Below are 19,487 nucleotides of genomic sequence, written 5' to 3'. Positions count from 1 at the left end.
CTTTCTATACAGACATCCCGAATATTTTCTCTTTCAGCAAACGGCCTGTAGGTGTATCGGCCAAGCCACCTTCACCTGTCTCACGTAAACTGGATGGCATTTGTTTACCGATCCGATACATAGCACCAATTACTTCATCACAAGGAATTCTGCTGGTCACACCGGCCAATGCCATATCAGCGGATACAATTGCGAGTGACGACCCACCTGCATTCCGTTTCACACACGGCACTTCCACAAGACCGGCAACCGGATCACAGACAAGCCCGAGCATATTCTTCAGTGTCATGGCAAACGCTTCAGCTGACTGCTGTGGAGTTCCGCCTGCCATTTCCACAATAGCAGCAGAGGCCATAGCACCCGCTGATCCAACCTCGGCCTGACATCCCCCCGCAGCACCGGAAATAAACGAATTATTCGCCACAACAAACCCAAAAGCTCCGGAAGTAAATAAATACCTGACCATTTGTTCCCTTGTTGGATTCAATTGATTTTTAACAGCAAATAATGTTCCCGGAACACAACCGGCACTCCCTGCCGTAGGTGTTGCGCAAATGGTTCCCATTGCAGCATTCACTTCATTGGTACCCATCGCTTTGCTTACCGCATCCATCATTAAATTCCCGGACAGCGGCTTCTTTTCTTCCATATACTTTTGGATGAGCACAGCATCTCCACCGGTCAAACCGGTAACAGACTGTACCCCTTTAAGGCTATCTTCTACCGCCTTTTCCATTATATCCAGGTTTTTCTCCATATCAGCAAAAACATCTTCACGTGATTTATCTTTTACATCCATTTCCTGACGTATCATAACTTCTGAAATCAATATATTTTCCTTTTCGGCTATCTCGACTAATTCTGCAACCGTTCGAAACATATTAACAACTCCTCTCTTGATGCATACACATACTGTTTTTTAAAACGCTGTCATTTATCTATCTGTAAAATAGATTCAGGAAACAATTTTCGAAATCCGAATAATATGTTCGGCATCTTCCAGTTCCTTCAGTACTGAATCTTCCACATTCTGATCGACTTCAATAATCATTAACGCTTCTTTACCGACATCTTTGCGATTTACTTCCATATGGCCAATATTAATTTCATATTTTGCAAGAATTTTTGTTACAGATGCAATGGCACCAAATCGGTCATTATGCATGATTAATATTGCCGGATGGTTCCCGGAGAGACGCAGTTCAAATCCATTCAGTTCTGTAATTTCAATTTTACCGCCGCCAATTGAAATACCAACCAATTCCAGCTGGTCATCATCATCACCAATAATCAGCCGTGCAGTATTTGGGTGATTTGTCCCTGCACTGTCTTCAATAAATTCAATCGAAATATTTTTTTCTTCAGCAGCTTCAAGTGCTTTACTCATTCGCGGATCATCCGTCTCATAACCTAAAAGTCCGCCTACGAGAGCAAAATCTGTCCCATGTCCTTTATATGTTTTAGCAAAAGATTCATAGAGATGTATACGGGCCCATTTCGGCTCGTTTCCAAATAAGTTTCGGGCAGCTTTTCCAATCCGGGCAGCTCCTGCTGTATGTGAGCTTGATGGTCCAATCATCACCGGACCGATTATATCAAATACTGAATTATACTTCACAACACAACACCACCAATTGTCTGTTTTAATAATGTTCCATTCTCCATTATAACAAATCCCTTAGCAGGAATCATGTTATGGGTAACGAATGTGTTTCACTTTACCATCAATTTTATTTTCTATTATGATGGAACTGTTTCGTCTTGCGAATTCAAAGGAGGAAATAATCATGACTGAAAATCTGACAGATCAAATTATTAATGTAAGAAAAAAATTGCGTAAAGAGACGATTGCAACGATTTTTGATGAATTTGACGGGGAAATAACCGGTCTTGACAGTGAAAAACGAATCCGAAAATATAACAAAATGTTAAACAGCGCATTTCAATTTTACCGTGGCAGTGCATTTTTGTTTTATTATGATATCACAAACATGCCTTTAGCCTACCATACACCTGTTGATAAACCGACGTGGCTGCAGGGTGATTTGCATTTTGAAAACTTCGGTGCCTTCAAAAACCGGGAAGGACATGTTGTTTATGATACAAACGATTTTGATGAAGGATACTTTGGTTCATATTTGTACGATGTCCTTCGAATGACGGTAAGCGTTGCACTTTACAGTGAAGAGTTAGGATTTGATGAGGATGCACAATACAAATTAATCAAAACGTACCTCGAAAAATATTATAGCCAGTTGAAAGAATTTGCAACAAACGGCGAACAACCGGATACGTTGAATTTTGACGAATCCAACACAAAAGGACCTGTATTAAAAGTTGTGAAGGAATTGCCTAACCGGGAATCCAACGAAATACTGAACGCTATAACCACCGTTAATGGCAATGACCGGAAATTCCGGGAAATGGAAGGCCTTGTGCATTTGTCAGCTGAAGAACGACTGGAATTAGAGGAAAATTGGAATGAATATATTAATTCAGTTGAACCTCAAAACAAGCAGCCCAATGCATTTTACAATATTAAGGACGTCGTTAAAAAACTTGGTGCAGGAACTGGTTCTATCGGTTTGACCCGGTATTACATTTTGATTGAGGGAGATATGAAGGGTGACCAGGGGGATCTTGTTCTGGAGGCAAAAGAGGCGCGTATGCCCGCTGCTACACATTTCTTCCCTTATGACGAACTTTTCTCAGATCATCCGTTTCATCAGGGAAAACGGGTTATAACCGCACAAAAGGCAATGCAATATTTGCAGGATCCCTTTTTGGGCTATTTTACGATTGGTAATCATCACTTTTATGTACGGGAAAACTCCCCATATGACGAAGGAGTTGACCCAAGCGATTTAAGCTCAATGGAAAATATGAGCGAGACGGTGGAAATGATGGGCAGAGTAACGGCTAAAGCACACGCACGTGCCGATGAACTGATTCTCACCCACCAGAGTGAAGAAGAGATTATAGATGCAATCGGCGATGAATATGACGGTTTTATGGCACAAATGATTGCCGCATCAATCTTTTATAAAGGTCAGGTCAAGGAAGATTTTGAGCTTTTCACAGATTGGTGCCAAAATAAGTATAATATATGATCCTATGGCCGCTTGAACCAAAGCGGCCATTTCTAATGTCGAGGGATAGAGTTGTTGACTTTCCAACAACTGAATCCTATAATAATCTATTGTGGATTATTTACGTATAATCGGGTGGGAGAGGGACAACAGAATATGAGGAGATTTCATGCCATACAAACAAGCGGGCAGCAAATTGCATACTGCTGCAAAGAGTTGGCGGACTGAAATCACTGCCGGAGTAATCGGCTATCTGACTACCGTTTATATAGTTGCAGTCAACGGATCCATATTAAGTGAAACCGGTATGCCGCTTGAAAGCGGGATGATTGCGACAATTATTGCAAGTTTCATTGGAACCATTCTAATGGGTCTAATAGCACGGTTGCCACTGATTATTATACCGGGAATGGGAATAAATGCATTATTTGTTTATTCCATTGTTGAAGGAGCAGGAATGACACTTCAAGAAGGACTTGCCGTTATTCTAATTGCTTCCATATTGTTTTTAATAACATCTTTCAGCAGACTGGGAACCTTGTTAAGGCGGGCAATCCCGGAATCGCTGAAACATGCGATCACCGTCGGGCTTGGCTTTTTCCTGATTCTGATCGGATTGGAAAAAAGCGGTCTCGTTGTCAGCGGTGAACATACCCTTATTGCAATTGGAGATTTTTCTTCTCCGGAGGTTATCGTCAGCTTATTGACACTTTTTATTGCAATATTTTTGTTCATTAAAAACATTCCCGCAAACTTTCTGATTACTATGATCAGTGGAACAATCCTTGCGTCTGTATTCGGAATACTTGATGCAGGAACAGCCACCAGCGCTGTAGATGTGAAATTAGGTGACATGATCTGGATGCCATCGTTTTCAGCTATTGGAGAACTTTCGTTTTGGCTGGCTATTTTCCCGCTTACCATTATTTTGATTTTCGAAAATATGGGATTGCTAAATGGACAGCTTCATATGCTGCAAAACGATAGTAATTTTAAAACGGCATACAAAACAACTGCTATTTCAGCATTGACCTGTGCATTCCTTGGCACATCACCAACTGTTACCGCTGCAGAGAATACAGCTGTGATCACATCAGGAGGAAGAAGCGGAAAATCCGCATTGACAGCTGGATTGTTATTTTTGGCCACGATATTTATCATTCCGTGGATTTCAATGATTCCGGCCACTGCCATAAGTCCGATACTGATCATTGTAGGTGTACTAATGGCTCAGAATATCCGGCACGTTCCATTGGATGATTTATCAGAAGCATTGCCGGCATTCCTGATTGTTGTTATGATTCCATTCACATACAGTATTGCTGATGGAATGGCATTTGGATTTATCGCATATCCGATTGTCAAAATTGCACTCGGCAGACAAAAAGAATTAACAGGCGTATTAATGGCGGTCTCAGCACTGTTTATCGTTGACTTTATCATGAAAATTGCTGGAATATAGCATATTAACCGCGCTTCGGGGACCGCCGATTATAAAAATAAAAATATCCCAAATCTCCATAAGAGATTTGGGATATTTTGCATTATCATCGAAAACTTACTACTCCACTGAAAAAATAAATGAATAAATCGGCTGGTTTCCTTTATGCAATTCAATCTCAATATCACGATATGCGTCTTCCACAAAGTTCACGATTGCATCCACTTCTTCATCACTTGCCTCTTCACCCTGAAGAATGGTAAGTATTTCATCATCCTCGGTAATCATTTCTTTTAGGAGCAATTTAACAGTTTCAATTTTATCCTGATTGGATGCCTTAATCTGCCCATCAGCTATTCCCATAAAATGATCCTTTTCAATGGTGATGCCATCTATTTGGGTATCACGGACAGCATATGTAACTTGTCCTGTTTTCACCTGTGCCCCTGCATCATCCATCGCTTCCTGATTTTCTTTTATAGCTGCTTCAGGATGAAATGCGAGTAATGCACTTATCCCCTGCGGAATTGATTTGGTTGGCACAACTTTCGCATTCGCTTCAGCAAGCTCAGCAGCCTGTTCCGCAGCCATGACAATGTTCTTGTTATTTGGCAAAATAAGTACATTCTTTGCATTTGCCTGTTCAATAGCATCCGCAATATCCTGTGTGCTCGGATTCATCGTCTGTCCGCCTTCAATAACAACAGATGCACCAAGACTTTCAAATAAAGTTTTCAAACCCGAACCCATTGCAACTGTTACAATTCCGTATTCGGCTTGTTCACCTGCAGTACTTTTTTGCTCATCACCGACAATCGCAGTATGCTGTTCACGCATATTTTCTATCTTCATATTGATTAAACTTCCATAACGCTGACCGATTGTCATCACGTTGCCCGGATACTCCGCATGAACATGAACCTTGGCAATCTCATCATCCGCAACAACAAGCAGTGAGTCACCATGTTCACTCAATTCCTTACGAAAAGCCTCTTCATCAAATGGATTTTCATTTAATTTTTTCTGCTCAAATTTCACCATAAATTCAGTACAATATCCAAATTCGATTTCGGATGTATCCATAAAATCCTGAGCAACTTTGTGATGCTCAGCATTGACCATCTCTTCCATTTCTGCTTCATCGGCGACATGCTCCGGCAATTCTTCGCCTTTAAGTGCGGCAAGGAACCCTTCATAAATCGTTACCAGACCTTGCCCGCCGGAATCAACTACACCCACTTCTTTTAAAACAGGTAAAAGATCAGGTGTCCGCTTCAATGAATCCTTTGCCTCTTTCACAACTCGCTCCATTAAAGCGATTACATCTTCTTCTTTCTTGGAAACATCTACAGCAGTATTTGCTGCATCTTTGGCAACGGTCAATATAGTTCCTTCAACCGGCTTCATAACTGCTTTGTATGCCGTTGATACGCCGCTTTCAAAAGCATCGGCCAAATCCTTGTTGCTTAACGCTGAGTTATTATCCATACCTTTGGCAAACCCACGGAATAATTGGGATAAAATTACACCGGAATTTCCCCTTGCTCCCATTAAAAGACCTTTTGCAAAAGCGTTAGCAACTACTGATATGTTTCCTTTGTCAATCTTTTTCACTTCATCTGCCCCAGATGTCATCGATAAATTCATATTTGTACCGGTATCACCGTCCGGCACAGGAAATACATTTAATGCATCGATTTTCTGGGCGTTATTCGTTAAATGGTGTGCTCCTGAGAGTACCATTTGCGCAAAAGTTTCGCCATTCAACGTCTGTAACGTCACTATACTTCCTCCTCCATTACTGCAATGGGGCAACGTTTATTCCGCTGCCACCCGAACACCTTGAATATAAATATTTACTGAATCAATCGATAATCCCAGTGATTTATGCAATGTATATTTCACCTGTGATTGGACATTGTGCGCCACTTCGGAAATCTTTGTTCCATAACTGACGATAATATACATATCAATATGAAGATGATTGTCTTCCTGTCGTACAATAATTCCTCTTGAAAAATTTTCTTTCCTGAGGATCTCGGCAAGTCCATCCCGTATCTGGCTTTTCGATGCCATTCCGACAATCCCGTAGCATTCAATGGCTGCCCCGCCGGCAATAGTGGCAATCACTTCATTTGTGATAGTTACCTGACCGTCATTTGTATTAAGTTCAATGGACATCATTATCCTCCTTTAATACCCTTTCATTATAAAGGTATTTTACTACAAGCAAATAAAATTTAAAAGTATTGCAAAACCATCAGTGTTAGCCCATTATAACAATGGACGATTTCGCATATTCTGTCAAGCAATTTTTCTTTGCACTAATTTCCTATAAACATTGCAATCAGAGGATACTTATGATAAATTGTATAAGTATTGAAAGACACTTGTGAAGAGTAGGAGGGATTACCATGGCTAGAAAATGTGTTGTAACTGGACGTAAAACTCGCAGTGGTAACAAACGTTCTCACGCTATGAATTCCAACAAGCGTAATTGGAAAGCTAATGTGCAGAAAGTTCGTATTATGGTAGACGGCAAGCCGAAACGTGTTTACGTATCTGCTCGTGCCCTGAAATCAGGTAAAGTAGAGCGCGTATAATATATCTGCATGATGTACAACTTTATCATTAGTCTATGTTAAGAAAGCACCCATTTTACAGGGTGCTTTTTGCGTTCTATCGGAAATTATACAATTTTGCCAATGGAAAATTAACATTACGGAAGTCCCCCGCTCCATCAGTAAAAATCAATGTATTCATTCGGAACATTTTTCAATACCAGTACGGGTTGTCCCAATAACAACATTTTCTACTGATCCGGAAAATTCCCTTACTTAAAATACTTCTAAAGCCTTAAGTCTTGTCTGCCAAAAAATGAGCTTTTGCCAAAAAATTTGACAAAAGCAGGTTCAGCTTAATTATCTTTTTTAAATGTACCGATTATAACCCGGACAAATCCGCCGATAAACCGTGGGAGTTTAATAGTATAAAATTTCATGAGTTCTCCGCCTCCTCCATTCAAACAAAGCTCACCTTGGAATCGCATCAGTTTCAGCATCACGACTCTTTATTACTAATAGTATGCCTTCCTTGAATGAAAAAGTACCACTTTTTGAAAGAAGCTTGTTCGATATGCAAAGAGTGGATCCCCATGAAATCGTTTGATCCCTCAATGGATAATAAAAACCGGTAAGGGTTAATCCCTTAATATCCGGCGTAAAAGGCACAAATGAAACATTTGGGTATTGATCGTGCTTGACGATGACATGTTCCCCGGGATCAGCTAATTCCAGCTGATTTTGTCTATCCACGATAATCCCCTTAATATCTCTGTTCAACACCTGATAAAGAAGCTGCATATTTATCATGGCATGATCAAGACGGCCGCCTGTTACACCAAACATATAAATGCAGTTTGGATGCAGTTCGAATGCTTTCCACAAGGCTAGCTCCAAATCAGTCTGGTCCTTTTCAACCGGGAATTCTAAAAAATTTTCAGCACGCTGTTTTATTGCAGCCTTTTCACGAACAGAAATCGAATCAAAATCACCTACTGCATAAGCGGGCTTACATTCATTTTCAATGATCGTTATAGCACCGCGGTCGGCTCCTATCCAAACATCTACACTATCATATGATTTAAGAAGAGGAATATGCTCGATTGGACCGTTTCCGACTATTCCCACTGTCAGCATGTTTATTTACCCTCAGTTGCAGCCAGTATGGTATCCATAGCTTGTTTACGGTCCGTCTTTTTAAAGACAGCACTTCCGGCAACCAGGACATCCGCTCCTGCATCAGTACAAATACTGGCAGTTTCAGGATTAACACCGCCATCCACTTCGATCTCAAACGATAAATTCAGTTCTTTTCTCCATCTTGCAACTGTTTCAATTTTACGTGCAGCCTGATGAATAAATGATTGTCCGCCAAAACCCGGGTTCACCGTCATGATTAATACTAAATCAACCTCAGGCAAAATTTCTTTAATCAATTCCGGTGGTGTTGCCGGATTAATGACTACACCTGGTTTCACCCCGCTATTACGTATCAATTGCAATGTTCGGTGTAAATGAACACATGCCTCCTGATGTACCGTAATTATGGATGCACCCGCTTCTGCAAACTGTGGTATAAAAGCATCCGGATTTTCAATCATTAAATGAACATCCAGCGGCAACTTGGTCACCGGCTTAATTGCCTCAACAATCAATGGTCCAATTGTAATATTTGGAACAAAGTGACCATCCATTACATCAACATGGATGTAATCTGCTCCTGCTTGTTCCACATCACGAATTTCTTCCCCCAGCTTGGAAAAGTCTGCTGATAAAATGGAAGGCGCTATTTTTGTCATATTAATACCTCGGCTTTCGTTCATATATTTCATTCAGAAAACTTATATAATGGTCGTATCTGAACGATGAAATTTCTCCACTGTCGACTGCTTGTTTCACAGCACATTTCGGTTCCTTATGATGGAGACATCCGCGGAATTTACAGTCGTGTTTTCTATCCCTTATTTCCGGGAAGCAATCATCCAGGTCGGCGGCAGCAATCTCATCGACATCCAATGTACTGAATCCAGGGGTGTCCGCCACCAGGCCGCCGCCAACTTCTACAAGTTCGACGTGTCTTGTCGTATGTTTCCCTCTGCCAAGACTCCTTGAAATATCATCCGTCTTTAATGCAAGGGAAGGATTAATAGCATTCAAAAAAGAGGACTTCCCCACACCTGATTGCCCGGCAATTACTGATACTTTTTCGGAAAAATAATGATACAGATATGTCAGATCAACGGATTGTTTCGATGTGAGCAATTCCACTTGGTATCCAATTTTCCGGTATGTGTTCAAATAGTCCGTAATCGCCGACTGCTGCACATCCGTGATAAGGTCTTTTTTCGTTATAAATATAATAGGCGAAATTCCTTTTGATTCAATACGTACTAGAAAACGATCCAACAATAAAGGATTAAAATCAGGCATAAGGGCAGAACTTACAATAATAGCCTGATCGATATTGGCTACGGGCGGCCGGATAAGGCTGTTTCGTCTTTCATTAACTTCCAGGATATACGCCTCATCCCGATCAAATTCAACAAAGTCGCCGACCAGTGGTGTTATTTTCTTTTTGCGGAATACACCTCTGCTTTTACATTCCACTGTTTCATCTCCGGATTTCACATAATAAAATCCGCTTATCGCCTTAATTATTCTGCCCGATGCCATTTATTCACCTTCCTCGTATGGAATAGATTCATTAATAATAATATCATCACCGCGAATCACCTTGTATTCCGCTACACTATCCGGTGCGATTGTGAGGGTGATGGAATACTTCTTATCCTTAGTGATTGTTTCTTCCTTAAATACTTCCGAAATGGAATGATTTTTATCACCAATATAAATTTTAACATTCTGTTCAACTGGTTTATTCTTATTTTTCGGTTCTTCTTCCGGTTCATATGGAACTTTAAATTCAGCTGTATAATTTTTTGGCGGTAAATCTTTCGGCCCCAGTGAGATATAAACATCTACCGTATCACCGTCATTCAACTCCGTATATGGTTTAGGGTCCTGCCGGATAACTTCTCCTTCCGGTGTATTTTCGGAATGTTCTTCGATAATATTCGCCTGAAGTCCCTGGTCACTCAATGTTCCGATTGCTTCTTCTTTTGTCATTCCCATTAAATTATACACTGAGATCATATCCGGTCCGATACTTTTTTCAAAAATCACCGTCGTTTCACTTGGAACAACTTCGGTACCTGGCGTCGGCTGTATCTGTGTAACAATCTGACCGGCAGACTGATCGGAATATTTATCGTAAGCAATAACCTCATAACCTTTACCCTCAAGAAGTTGCTTGACCTGACTTAAGTCTTTTCCGACATAGTCATCAAAGGTCACTTTTTCCTTTCCCTTGCTTACGATTAAGGAAACTGTTGATCCCTCCTTAACTGTGCTATCCGCACTTGGGTCTGTACGAATCACATAGCCTTCTTCGATTTTTTCAGAGTAGCGTTCTTTGCGTTCAGTCTCCAAATTAAGCTTCCGAAGCTTACTGACAGCTTCTTCATACTCCATTTCAGATACATCTGGTACACTGACATCCTGGGGCTTCAAATAATATGCATAAACATAAAATGATCCTGCAGCAAGAAGTAATAACAAGAATAAAATGGTTAAGATAATGATCCATTTCTTTTTCTTGCGCTTTGGCTTTTTTTTCTTCTCTTTTTTCTTTTTATCTTTTTTAACCTTACCTTCATAAGGCTTGGTACTTTTCGTTGAATTATTAACAATTGTTTCATCGTTACCTTCAGAATTGATAGCTGTATCTGTAATAATAGGGATTGCCTTCGTTTCCTCCCCTTCTTCATCAGGAGGGGTGAATTTTTCCTCATTCATTCTATCTGGTTCAAGGGCCGTATCCAGGCTGTATTCCATATCATATACCGTATCAAAACGGTGAAATGGATCCTTAGCCGTTGCCTTGAGTACAATATTTTCAACGCTTTGCGGAACATCCGGATTAAACCTTTTAACAGAAGGTGTATCGCTTTGTAAATGCTTTAATGCAATCGATACTGGTGTTTCACCCGAAAACGGCAATCGGCCCGTCAATAATTCAAACAGAACAATCCCTAAAGAGTAGACATCTGATTTCTTTGTCGCCATTCCGCCGCGTGCTTGCTCAGGGGATAAGTAATGGACAGACCCCATTACAGAATTCGTCTGTGTCAATGCAGTTGCACTTAATGCCATAGCAATTCCAAAGTCTGTTACTTTCACCTGACCGTACGTATCAATCAAAATATTCTGGGGCTTTATATCCCGATGCACAATGCCATTCGCATGTGCATGTGCGATGGCCGAAGTGATTTGTTTCATAATATCCAATGATTTTTCAATATCAATCGGCCCATATCGCTGTATGTATTCCTTCAATGTCATCCCATCCACATACTCCATAACCATGTAGAGTATGTCATCTTCCTCACCAACATCATAAATATTTACGATATTCGGATGAGATAAGCTGGTTGCTGCCTTTGCCTCTCTATCAAACCGCGCGATAAATTCCTCGTCGTGTGCATATTCCATTCGAAGTACTTTGATTGCCACTTCCCGATCAAGGATAATATCTGTTCCCAGATATACGTTGGCCATCCCGCCGCCGCCAATTGTTTCTGTTATTTTATAACGTTCATTTAACAGGTGACCATTCAGCACTAGGATTCACCCTCTTTCTCGGGTGTTTCATGATAAAGCAAAACAAGCGAAATATTATCCTCTCCACCCCGTTCATTTGCTAAATCAATCATCTGGTCTCCGGTAACCTGCAGGTCAGCCTCTTCCTGAAGGATTTTCTCGAGTTCGTTGTCTTCAACTTTATCTGTCAGTCCGTCTGAACACAGAAGAATTTTATTGCCGGGATCCAGACATACGGTACGGACATCAGGTTCAATATGACTTTCTGTTCCCAATGCTTTTAGTACCACGTTTTTTCGTGGGTGATACTGTGCGTCATCCTTGGAAATTTCACCGGATTGAACTAACGCATTAACAAAAGAATGATCTTCTGTTACTTGTTTGAAACCATCGTCATTTAAAATATAACACCGGCTGTCACCTATGTGTACAACTGTGGTAAAATCTTTTATACAGGCTACACCAACAATTGTAGTCCCCATCCCAAAACATTCTTCATGATTCATTGCATGTTCATAAACAGCGTTATTAATGCGAGTCACTGATTCTGAAAGCCACTTTTCCATTTTTTCCGGCGATTCCATTTCCCCGGCCTTCTCCCATGCTTCCTTCATTAGCTCTGTTGTCATTTGACTTGCAACATCTCCTGCCTGATGTCCACCCATCCCATCGGCAATCACAGCGAGCATTTGACCGGCACTATTGTAAAAAATGCCGCCGGAATCTTCATTATGACTTCTTACCCTGCCGGTATCTGTTAGAAATTGACCTTTCATTTGATATCACCCCTTTTATTAAACGGCCATGTTTAAGTGCAGATTCACGTTTTAATGAACCGCGTCAGAAAAAAACCATCTGTACTTAAGGTTTGTGGAAAAAGCTGCACCCCTGCATCTGTACACCCCTCTGTTCCGCTAAGAACACCTGGAATATCTTCAAAAAGACTCTGATCAATCTGAAATTCCGGATGCTGCTCTAAAAACGCATGAACTACTTCATTATTTTCGCTTGTATCAACTGTACACGTACTATATATCAGTAGTCCGCCCTTTTTCAAAAGCGGTGCTGCCTCATCCAATATGTCCGACTGTATCTGCGTGAGCTGATGAATATCCTTTTCTGTTTTATTGTATTTAATGTCAGGTTTCCCCCGAATAACTCCCAATCCGGAACAAGGTGCATCAATCAAAATCCGGTCAAAGGTTTCTTCCTTATGTACTTGCTGCAGTTTTCTTGCATCCCCCTGATTGGCCTCGATAATGGTTAAATCAAGTAACATTGCTTTTTCTTTAATCAACCTTACTTTTTTTTGATGTAAATCATAGGCATTGATGAATCCTTGATTCTCCATCGTTTCGGCAATATGAGTTGCTTTACCTCCCGGTGCACTGCAGGCGTCCAACACTTCCATTCCCGGTTCAGCTTGAAGCATGTCCCCGGCAAGCATAGAACTTTGATCCTGAATCGTGACATAACCTTCCTTAAATAGGTCAGTATGCAGGATATTGCCTTTATCAATGATAATGCCTTGATCTGACAGCGGGGATTGTCGTATTTCAAAACCAAGCCTCGTCAACTCATCCATCACCTTTTCCCTTGTGATCTTTAATGGTTGAACTCTTATGGAAAGTGGTTTCCGTGTCAGGTTTGCATGGCACATCGCCTTTGTCGTTTCGAAACCATACATATCCACCCAGCGATTAATCAGCCATTCCGGGTGACTGGTTTCAATGGACAATCGTTTCGATGCGCATTTCACATCCGACATATCCGGAATTCCTTTTCGTTGAAAATTGCGAAGCACCCCATTCACAAACGAAGCAATTCCCTTATGACCACGTTCTTTTCCAATCTCAACCGCTTCATGAATCACAGCATGATCTGGTACTTTATCCAAAAATACCATTTGATAGATTGACATACGAAGCAGCATGTACACCCATGGCTGAATTTTTTTCTTATTATTTAAATATGCATCCAGATAATAATCCAAGGTCATTTTCCTTTGAATCGTACCATACACTATTTCCGTCAGAAGCGCACCATCTTTTGGAGAGATCTTCCTTGAATTTATTTCATGATCAATGAGCAGGTGACTGTACCCGCTGTCCCGATCGATCCGAAGCAATAGATCAATGATTGCTTCTCGTAAATTGTATTTCTTCATACCTTACTCACCCATTTTTGTTCCCGTTTTAATACGATCCGGGGACCCCTGTAAGTATTGTTTTACTGCCATACGCTTTTTTCCCGCCGGTTGGATTTCGGTAATTCGCAGGCCTTTCCCGTTACCGCACTGAACGACAAAAGCTTCCTGGTCAATTACCTTGACAATTTCGCCTGATTTGCCATCATACACTTCATTGTCGGGTTCTCCCCACCATATTTTCATGTTTGCATCCTGATACGTCGTAAATGCAACTGGCCAAGGATGCAATCCACGAACTTGGTTATAGATCTCCAGGTTACTTTTGGTCCAATCAATCTTCTCCTGTTCCCGTTTAATATTGGAGGCAAATGTAGCCAATGATTCATCTTGTTTAATTGGCTCAATGTCATCTGCTGCCAATTTTGGAAGTGTATCCAGTAACAATTCAGCACCTGCTTCAGACAGTTTGTCATGCATGGAGCCAGCATGGTCTATTGATGTAATAGGAACACGTTTTTGTGCAAGGATATCGCCTGCATCAAGCTTTTCGGCCATATACATGATTGAAATTCCTGTCTCTTTCTCGCCTTGTAATACTGCGTAATGAATTGGCGCTCCTCCGCGCAACTCAGGCAATAAGGATGCATGAACATTGATACACCCATACTTGGGTGCTTCCAGCAATTCCTTGGGCAGAAGTTGACCATATGCAGCTGTAACGATCAAATCCGGCTCAAACGAAAGGATTTTCATATATTCATTTCGAAGTTTTTCAGGCTGATACACAGGAATCTCCAGTTCCTCTGCCGCCACTTTCACGGGAGGCGGTGTTATTTTTTTCTTGCGGCCTTTTGGACGGTCCGGCTGTGTGACAACCAGGACAATCTCATAAGATGCATTTGCAAGAGACTGAAGAATTGGCACTGAAAAGTCCGGTGTTCCCATAAATACTATTTTTTTCACTGGAATACTCTCCTTCTACATCAATTGGTACGGCTGCATATCCACATGTATTTGCAAATCGTTTTTTCGGACATCCTCATCGTATTGACGGATGATTTTTTTTATTATTTTCCGTAAGTTTGGTTCATTCTTGTATTTTATCATGCATTGATAGCGATATCTATCTTTCATCCTGGTAATTGGAGATGGTGTTGGCCCGAGTACCACCGTATTGTCCTCCATGTATTGCTGTAGCAGCTGTGCAATCCGCTGTGCTGTCTGGACTACGGTGACATGATTTTGATGTGAAACTGTAATTAATGTCAAAAACACATATGGCGGGTATTGAAATTTCTTTCGTGTATTCATTTCATTCCGGTAAAATTGCACAAAATCATAATGACTTGCCAGTTGGATACTGTAATGCTCCGGTGTATACGACTGGATAATCACTTCTCCCGGAAGATCATGGCGCCCAGCCCTTCCGCTTACTTGTGTCAACAGTTGGAATGTTTTTTCAGATGAACGGAAATCCGGTAAATGAAGCATGGAATCTGCTGTCAGTACACCTGCCAGTGTGACATTGGCAAAATCGAGTCCCTTGGCAATCATCTGTGTGCCAAGCAGAATATCCGCTTCCTTATTCGCAAACTGGTTTAACAGTTTTTCGTGTGCTCCCTTTCTTCGTGTAGTGTCCACATCCATGCGGATCACCCGTGCCTCGGGAATTAATTGTACCAGCGACTCTTCAATCCGCTGTGTACCCGTCCCGAAAAACCGGATAAGATCACTGTTGCAGGATGGACATCGTACTGGCATTGGTTCTTCATAAGAACAATAATGGCATTTTAACCGATTGCTGTTTTTATGATATGTCAATGCAATATCACAATGCGGACATTCCGTTACATGCCCACAGTCTCGACACATTACGAACGTTGAATACCCTCTTCTGTTTAAAAGCAGAACAATTTGTTCCCCTTTGGCAATGCGGCTCTCCATTTTTTCTTTCAATGTCACGGAAAACATAGAACGGTTGCCTTCGTGCAATTCATTCCGCATATCAACAATTTCAACACTCGGCATATCCTTTTCATTGGTTCGTTTCTTTAATGTAGCAAGTTTGTAAACCCCTTTATGTGCACGTGCATACGATTCTAATGTCGGTGTCGCGCTGCCAAGCACAACGGGACACTTATGTATTTCACCGCGGTGAATTGCAACATCCCTTGCATGGTAGCGGGGGTTGTCCTCTTGTTTGTAGCTGTTCTCATGCTCCTCATCGATTATGATAATACCAAGATTTTTGAATGGAGCAAAAATTGCCGATCGTGCTCCAACGACAACCTGAACTTCTTTCCGTTGTATACGCCGCCATTCATCATATTTTTCCCCACTTGACAACGCACTGTGCATAACCGCGACATTAGAACCAAATCTTCCTTTAAAACGATTCACCATTTGAGGAGTTAACGAAATTTCCGGTACAAGTACAATTGCTTCCTTTCCTTTTTCGATCACGTCCTGAATCGCCTGCAAATAGATTTCCGTTTTCCCGCTGCCCGTGACACCATGAACAAGAAACACATCATGTTGATCTTCCTGTACAGATCGCCGGATTGGGGTAATTGCTTCCTTTTGTTCCTGTGTCAGTTCAAGAGGCTCTGTTTTTTCAAAGGCACTATCATCATATGGATTGCGGTAGATTTCTTTCTGGGATGCAATAAGCAATTGCTTATCAAGCAACGACTTAATGACCGAACGTGTTGTGTTCATTTTTTTCATCAGCTTTTTTTGTTCTATTTCTTGCGGGTTTTCAATAAAAAAACGAAGCAGCTTCTGCTGTTTTTTAGCATTGCCCGGCAGTTCCCGATAAACTTCCTCAAGCAAATACGGTTCACGGTTCGGCTTGATCATGGTCACTTGCTTTTTTGTTATTCTTGACTTCACAAGGTAATTAACTGCAACATCGCCATCTTGAATAGCCTTTTGTATCTGATAGTAGCTAATGACCGAATTATCAAGTTCTTCGTATGGAATAAAATCCCGACCCGCAAAAAATGCTTCCAATTCAGGGGTAAGCTTATCATCAGTCATTCGCTCCAATTCCTTTTTATACCGGGCTTTTAAAACCTGCGGCAGCATAACCTGAAAAGCAGTTATATATAGACTGAGGGTCTCCTCCGCAAGCCATCTTCCCAAATCAATAAGTTCATCAGTCAGGACTGGTGTCAAATCAAGGACCTCAATGATTTCTTTCAACGAATCAAAGGAAGATTCGGTTGCTTTATCTACGACGAACCCCATAATTTTCCTTGGCCCAAAAGGAACAATCACCCGCATGCCGGCTACAAGAATATCCGTATATTTGTCCGGAATCAGATAATCGAATGTCTGATTAATGGAACTCGCAGGAACATCAACAATTACCTTTGCGATATTCACATTGTTTCACCCTTCATATCATTTGAAATGAATTGCATGATTTTATTGGCGATATCCTGTTTTGATGCTAATTCCAGATTTTTTGTCTCGTCCTGCTTATTTACATATGTCACAACGTTTGTGTCACCGCTGAAACCGGCTCCCTCAGCAGCAACATTATTGATTACGATGGCATCAAGATTTTTTTTCTTCAACTTTTTCTTGCCATAATCCAATGGGTTGGATGTTTCCGCTGCAAACCCGACCAGGAATTGATTTTCTTTCCTGTCTCCTAGTGTTTGTAAAATATCATTCGTCCGCTCCATCTGAATATTCCAATCCCCTGCCTGTTTTTTCATTTTCCCGGCATATGTTTCCTTAGGGCGGTAATCCGCGACTGCAGCTGCCTTCACAACGATATCACTTCCATTATAATACTTCAGCATCGCTTCATACATCTCGGCAGCAGTCGTTATATCGATTCGTTTAATATTGTTATTCGAAATTTCCTCTTGACTCGGACCGGCCACCAACGTTACTTCGGCGCCCATATTGGCGGCAGCTTCCGCTATTGCAAATCCCATCTTCCCGGACGAGCGATTACTGAAAAAGCGGACAGGGTCAATGTTTTCCCGTGTAGGGCCTGCCGAAACAAGTACTTTCTTACCGGAAAACAGAGCACTTCCTGCCTGGTGATTCTTAATCGTTTCAATAATGGTTTCCGGTTCCTCCAGACGTCCCTTTCCGACATATCCGCACGCCAGATAGCCAGCACCGGGTTCGATAAAATGATACCCCCACGATTCCAGTTTCTTCATGTTAGCAATTACGGCCTGATGTGCATACATATGAACATTCATAGCCGGTGCAATATATACACTCGCCTGTGTTGCAAGCAGCGTTGTTGATAACATTTCATCAGCAATTCCATTGGCCATTTTTCCAATAATATTTGCGGTGGCAGGGGCAATTATTGCAATATCCGCCCAGTCAGCAATATCAATATGGGCAATTTTTTTCGGATTCTTTTCATCAAACGTGTCGGTGTATACAGGATTACGGGATAATGCCTGAAACGTTAACGGGGATACAAATTTTGTTGCACTTTCCGTCATGATAACTTTCACATTTGCTCCCTGCTGGGTCAGTTTGCTCGTTAATGCGCATGCCTTATACGCGGCGATTCCCCCGGAGACTCCCAATAATACATTTTTGTTCTGCAGCATGTTTCATACCTCCTGGCAAAGCCCCTCAAATTCGTTCAAATATCAGTTTACGGCCATGTTCAGCAAAATGCAGCCTGTTCATAGACCTTATCATATTATCCGTCGTTATGATCTTGTTCCGCTAAATAAAACCCTCGCAATTAATACAGCAGCGAGGGTCCAAACGTTATTCCATATCTTTTTTTACATCTAATTTCTCAGCGATCACTTCTTCCAGTGCCTTGCCAACATACTTATGAGATTTTGTGTTTTCAACCAGTGTTTCATTCGTCTCACGTATTTGACGGGCACGCCTTGCTGATAATGTTACCAGCGTATACTTGGAATTAATTTTTTCCAATAATTCATCAATTGACGGCTCCAACATCATGATAATTCATCCTCCAATAACCTTTTATATTGTTTGGCAATCCGGTCACGCTTACAATGCTCGCTCTGTATGATTGATTTTACTTTCGTCACAGCATGTTTCACATGATCATTAACAACCACATAATCATATGCATCCATCATTTCAATTTCATTCCGGGCTTCTCTCAGGCGCTTCAGGACCAATTCCTGCGACTCCGTACCCCTGTTGACAATTCGATTTTTCAATTCTTCAAGACTTGGGGGAAAAAGAAAAATAAAAACACCTTCAGGAAAGTTTTCTTTCACCTGCAATGCTCCCTGTACTTCAATTTCAAGGAAAACATCGTGTCCGGCAGCCAAAGTATCCTCCACATATCTGCGTGGGGTTCCATAATAATTATTGACAAATTGAGCATATTCCAAAAGCTCGTTCTGCTCAATCAGGCTTTCAAATTCTTCCCTGGTCTTATAGAAATAATCAACACCATCCTGTTCACCGCGGCGTTTCTCCCGCGTTGTCATCGATATGGAATATCGAAGGTCAGTTTCCTGTTCAAAAAGTTCTCTTCTGACCGTTCCTTTACCGACACCGGATGGTCCAGAGAGAATAAATAAAATTCCCTTTTCATCAATCAAAACAGTTCC

Annotated in this window: 19 protein-coding genes; 3 read left to right on the top strand and 16 right to left on the bottom strand. The window is 41.3% G+C overall.

Features of this window, described 5'->3' with window-relative positions; all coding sequences use genetic code 11:
• Nucleotides 1-4: 4 nt before the first annotated feature.
• A complete protein-coding gene (sdaAA, locus tag B1K71_RS09005; protein ID WP_077326119.1) occupies nt 5-880 on the bottom strand; it encodes an L-serine ammonia-lyase, iron-sulfur-dependent, subunit alpha in 876 nt (291 codons plus the stop codon).
• Between the two features lie 75 nt (nt 881-955).
• A complete protein-coding gene (gene sdaAB, locus B1K71_RS09000) occupies nt 956-1,618 on the bottom strand; it encodes an L-serine ammonia-lyase, iron-sulfur-dependent subunit beta (RefSeq protein WP_077326118.1) in 663 nt (220 codons plus the stop codon).
• A gap of 169 nt (nt 1,619-1,787) precedes the next feature.
• Here sdaAB and B1K71_RS08995 point away from each other — a divergent pair, with 169 nt between their 5' ends.
• Nucleotides 1,788-3,110 (top strand): DUF2252 domain-containing protein, encoded by a 1,323-nt coding sequence (locus B1K71_RS08995; protein WP_077326116.1) that lies wholly within the window; start codon nt 1,788-1,790, stop codon nt 3,108-3,110.
• Between the two features lie 148 nt (nt 3,111-3,258).
• Nucleotides 3,259-4,551 carry an NCS2 family permease gene (locus tag B1K71_RS08990; protein ID WP_077326114.1) on the top strand — a complete coding sequence of 431 codons (1,293 nt, stop codon included), beginning with the start codon at nt 3,259-3,261 and terminating at the stop codon, nt 4,549-4,551.
• Nucleotides 4,552-4,650: 99 nt separating this feature from the next.
• On the opposite strand, the gene B1K71_RS08985 is transcribed toward B1K71_RS08990, so the two are convergent.
• Both B1K71_RS08985 and B1K71_RS08980 read right to left on the bottom strand, forming a co-directional pair.
• On the bottom strand, nt 4,651-6,312 hold the full coding sequence (locus B1K71_RS08985; RefSeq protein ID WP_077326112.1) for a DAK2 domain-containing protein: 1,662 nt from the start codon (nt 6,310-6,312) through the stop codon (nt 4,651-4,653).
• Nucleotides 6,313-6,348: 36 nt separating this feature from the next.
• On the bottom strand, nt 6,349-6,711 hold the full coding sequence (locus B1K71_RS08980; protein ID WP_077326110.1) for an Asp23/Gls24 family envelope stress response protein: 363 nt from the start codon (nt 6,709-6,711) through the stop codon (nt 6,349-6,351).
• A gap of 233 nt (nt 6,712-6,944) precedes the next feature.
• Between B1K71_RS08980 and rpmB the strand changes: the two genes are divergently transcribed.
• Nucleotides 6,945-7,133, top strand: coding sequence for a 50S ribosomal protein L28 (gene rpmB, locus B1K71_RS08975; protein ID WP_077326108.1), 189 nt, complete (start codon nt 6,945-6,947; stop codon nt 7,131-7,133).
• 314 nt (nt 7,134-7,447) lie between these two features.
• On the opposite strand, the gene spoVM is transcribed toward rpmB, so the two are convergent.
• From spoVM to gmk, 12 genes are all read right to left on the bottom strand, one after another.
• Nucleotides 7,448-7,531, bottom strand: coding sequence for a stage V sporulation protein SpoVM (gene spoVM, locus B1K71_RS08970; RefSeq protein ID WP_077326106.1), 84 nt, complete (start codon nt 7,529-7,531; stop codon nt 7,448-7,450).
• 31 nt (nt 7,532-7,562) lie between these two features.
• A complete protein-coding gene (locus tag B1K71_RS08965) occupies nt 7,563-8,228 on the bottom strand; it encodes a thiamine diphosphokinase (RefSeq protein WP_077326104.1) in 666 nt (221 codons plus the stop codon).
• Nucleotides 8,229-8,230: 2 nt separating this feature from the next.
• Nucleotides 8,231-8,890 carry a ribulose-phosphate 3-epimerase gene (gene rpe / locus B1K71_RS08960; RefSeq protein WP_077326102.1) on the bottom strand — a complete coding sequence of 220 codons (660 nt, stop codon included), beginning with the start codon at nt 8,888-8,890 and terminating at the stop codon, nt 8,231-8,233.
• Between the two features lies 1 nt (nt 8,891).
• Nucleotides 8,892-9,764 (bottom strand): ribosome small subunit-dependent GTPase A, encoded by an 873-nt coding sequence (gene rsgA, locus B1K71_RS08955; protein WP_077326100.1) that lies wholly within the window; start codon nt 9,762-9,764, stop codon nt 8,892-8,894.
• Nucleotides 9,765-11,771: a Stk1 family PASTA domain-containing Ser/Thr kinase gene (pknB, locus tag B1K71_RS08950; protein ID WP_077326098.1), complete on the bottom strand. Its 2,007-nt coding sequence runs from the start codon at nt 11,769-11,771 to the stop codon at nt 9,765-9,767. It abuts the gene before it with no gap.
• Complete coding sequence (locus tag B1K71_RS08945) at nt 11,771-12,526, bottom strand: Stp1/IreP family PP2C-type Ser/Thr phosphatase (RefSeq protein ID WP_077326096.1); 756 nt, start codon at nt 12,524-12,526, stop codon at nt 11,771-11,773. The genes pknB and B1K71_RS08945 overlap by 1 nt, the downstream gene beginning before the upstream one ends.
• A gap of 44 nt (nt 12,527-12,570) precedes the next feature.
• Nucleotides 12,571-13,917 (bottom strand): 16S rRNA (cytosine(967)-C(5))-methyltransferase RsmB, encoded by a 1,347-nt coding sequence (rsmB, locus tag B1K71_RS08940; protein WP_077326094.1) that lies wholly within the window; start codon nt 13,915-13,917, stop codon nt 12,571-12,573.
• A 3-nt stretch (nt 13,918-13,920) separates the two neighbouring features.
• On the bottom strand, nt 13,921-14,862 hold the full coding sequence (fmt, locus tag B1K71_RS08935; protein ID WP_175631880.1) for a methionyl-tRNA formyltransferase: 942 nt from the start codon (nt 14,860-14,862) through the stop codon (nt 13,921-13,923).
• Between the two features lie 15 nt (nt 14,863-14,877).
• Nucleotides 14,878-17,286 carry a primosomal protein N' gene (gene priA, locus B1K71_RS08930; RefSeq protein WP_077326092.1) on the bottom strand — a complete coding sequence of 803 codons (2,409 nt, stop codon included), beginning with the start codon at nt 17,284-17,286 and terminating at the stop codon, nt 14,878-14,880.
• Complete coding sequence (gene coaBC / locus B1K71_RS08925; protein WP_077326090.1) at nt 17,283-18,491, bottom strand: bifunctional phosphopantothenoylcysteine decarboxylase/phosphopantothenate--cysteine ligase CoaBC; 1,209 nt, start codon at nt 18,489-18,491, stop codon at nt 17,283-17,285. The genes priA and coaBC overlap by 4 nt, the downstream gene beginning before the upstream one ends.
• A 166-nt stretch (nt 18,492-18,657) precedes the next feature.
• Nucleotides 18,658-18,861: a DNA-directed RNA polymerase subunit omega gene (gene rpoZ / locus B1K71_RS08920; protein ID WP_077326088.1), complete on the bottom strand. Its 204-nt coding sequence runs from the start codon at nt 18,859-18,861 to the stop codon at nt 18,658-18,660.
• Nucleotides 18,858-19,478, bottom strand: coding sequence for a guanylate kinase (gene gmk / locus B1K71_RS08915; protein WP_077326086.1), 621 nt, complete (start codon nt 19,476-19,478; stop codon nt 18,858-18,860). The genes rpoZ and gmk overlap by 4 nt, the downstream gene beginning before the upstream one ends.
• Nucleotides 19,479-19,487: the final 9 nt, after the last annotated feature.

It is taken from the genome of Virgibacillus siamensis (assembly GCF_900162695.1).
GTDB classification, from domain to species: domain Bacteria; phylum Bacillota; class Bacilli; order Bacillales; family Amphibacillaceae; genus Lentibacillus; species Lentibacillus siamensis_A.
The sequence above is the reverse complement of the archived record's forward strand: the minus strand, read 5'-3'. Positions and strand labels throughout refer to the sequence as shown.

Coding starts and splice junctions, on each gene's coding strand:
- sdaAA (WP_077326119.1), bottom strand. CDS start 880: ATGTTTCGAACGGTTGCAGAATTAGTCGAGATAGCCGAAAAGGAAAAT.
- B1K71_RS08995 (WP_077326116.1), top strand. CDS start 1,788: ATGACTGAAAATCTGACAGATCAAATTATTAATGTAAGAAAAAAATTG.
- B1K71_RS08990 (WP_077326114.1), top strand. CDS start 3,259: ATGCCATACAAACAAGCGGGCAGCAAATTGCATACTGCTGCAAAGAGT.
- B1K71_RS08980 (WP_077326110.1), bottom strand. CDS start 6,711: ATGTCCATTGAACTTAATACAAATGACGGTCAGGTAACTATCACAAAT.
- rpmB (WP_077326108.1), top strand. CDS start 6,945: ATGGCTAGAAAATGTGTTGTAACTGGACGTAAAACTCGCAGTGGTAAC.
- spoVM (WP_077326106.1), bottom strand. CDS start 7,531: ATGAAATTTTATACTATTAAACTCCCACGGTTTATCGGCGGATTTGTC.
- B1K71_RS08965 (WP_077326104.1), bottom strand. CDS start 8,228: ATGCTGACAGTGGGAATAGTCGGAAACGGTCCAATCGAGCATATTCCT.
- rpe (WP_077326102.1), bottom strand. CDS start 8,890: ATGACAAAAATAGCGCCTTCCATTTTATCAGCAGACTTTTCCAAGCTG.
- rsgA (WP_077326100.1), bottom strand. CDS start 9,764: ATGGCATCGGGCAGAATAATTAAGGCGATAAGCGGATTTTATTATGTG.
- B1K71_RS08945 (WP_077326096.1), bottom strand. CDS start 12,526: ATGAAAGGTCAATTTCTAACAGATACCGGCAGGGTAAGAAGTCATAAT.
- rsmB (WP_077326094.1), bottom strand. CDS start 13,917: ATGAAGAAATACAATTTACGAGAAGCAATCATTGATCTATTGCTTCGG.
- coaBC (WP_077326090.1), bottom strand. CDS start 18,491: ATGCTGCAGAACAAAAATGTATTATTGGGAGTCTCCGGGGGAATCGCC.
- rpoZ (WP_077326088.1), bottom strand. CDS start 18,861: ATGATGTTGGAGCCGTCAATTGATGAATTATTGGAAAAAATTAATTCC.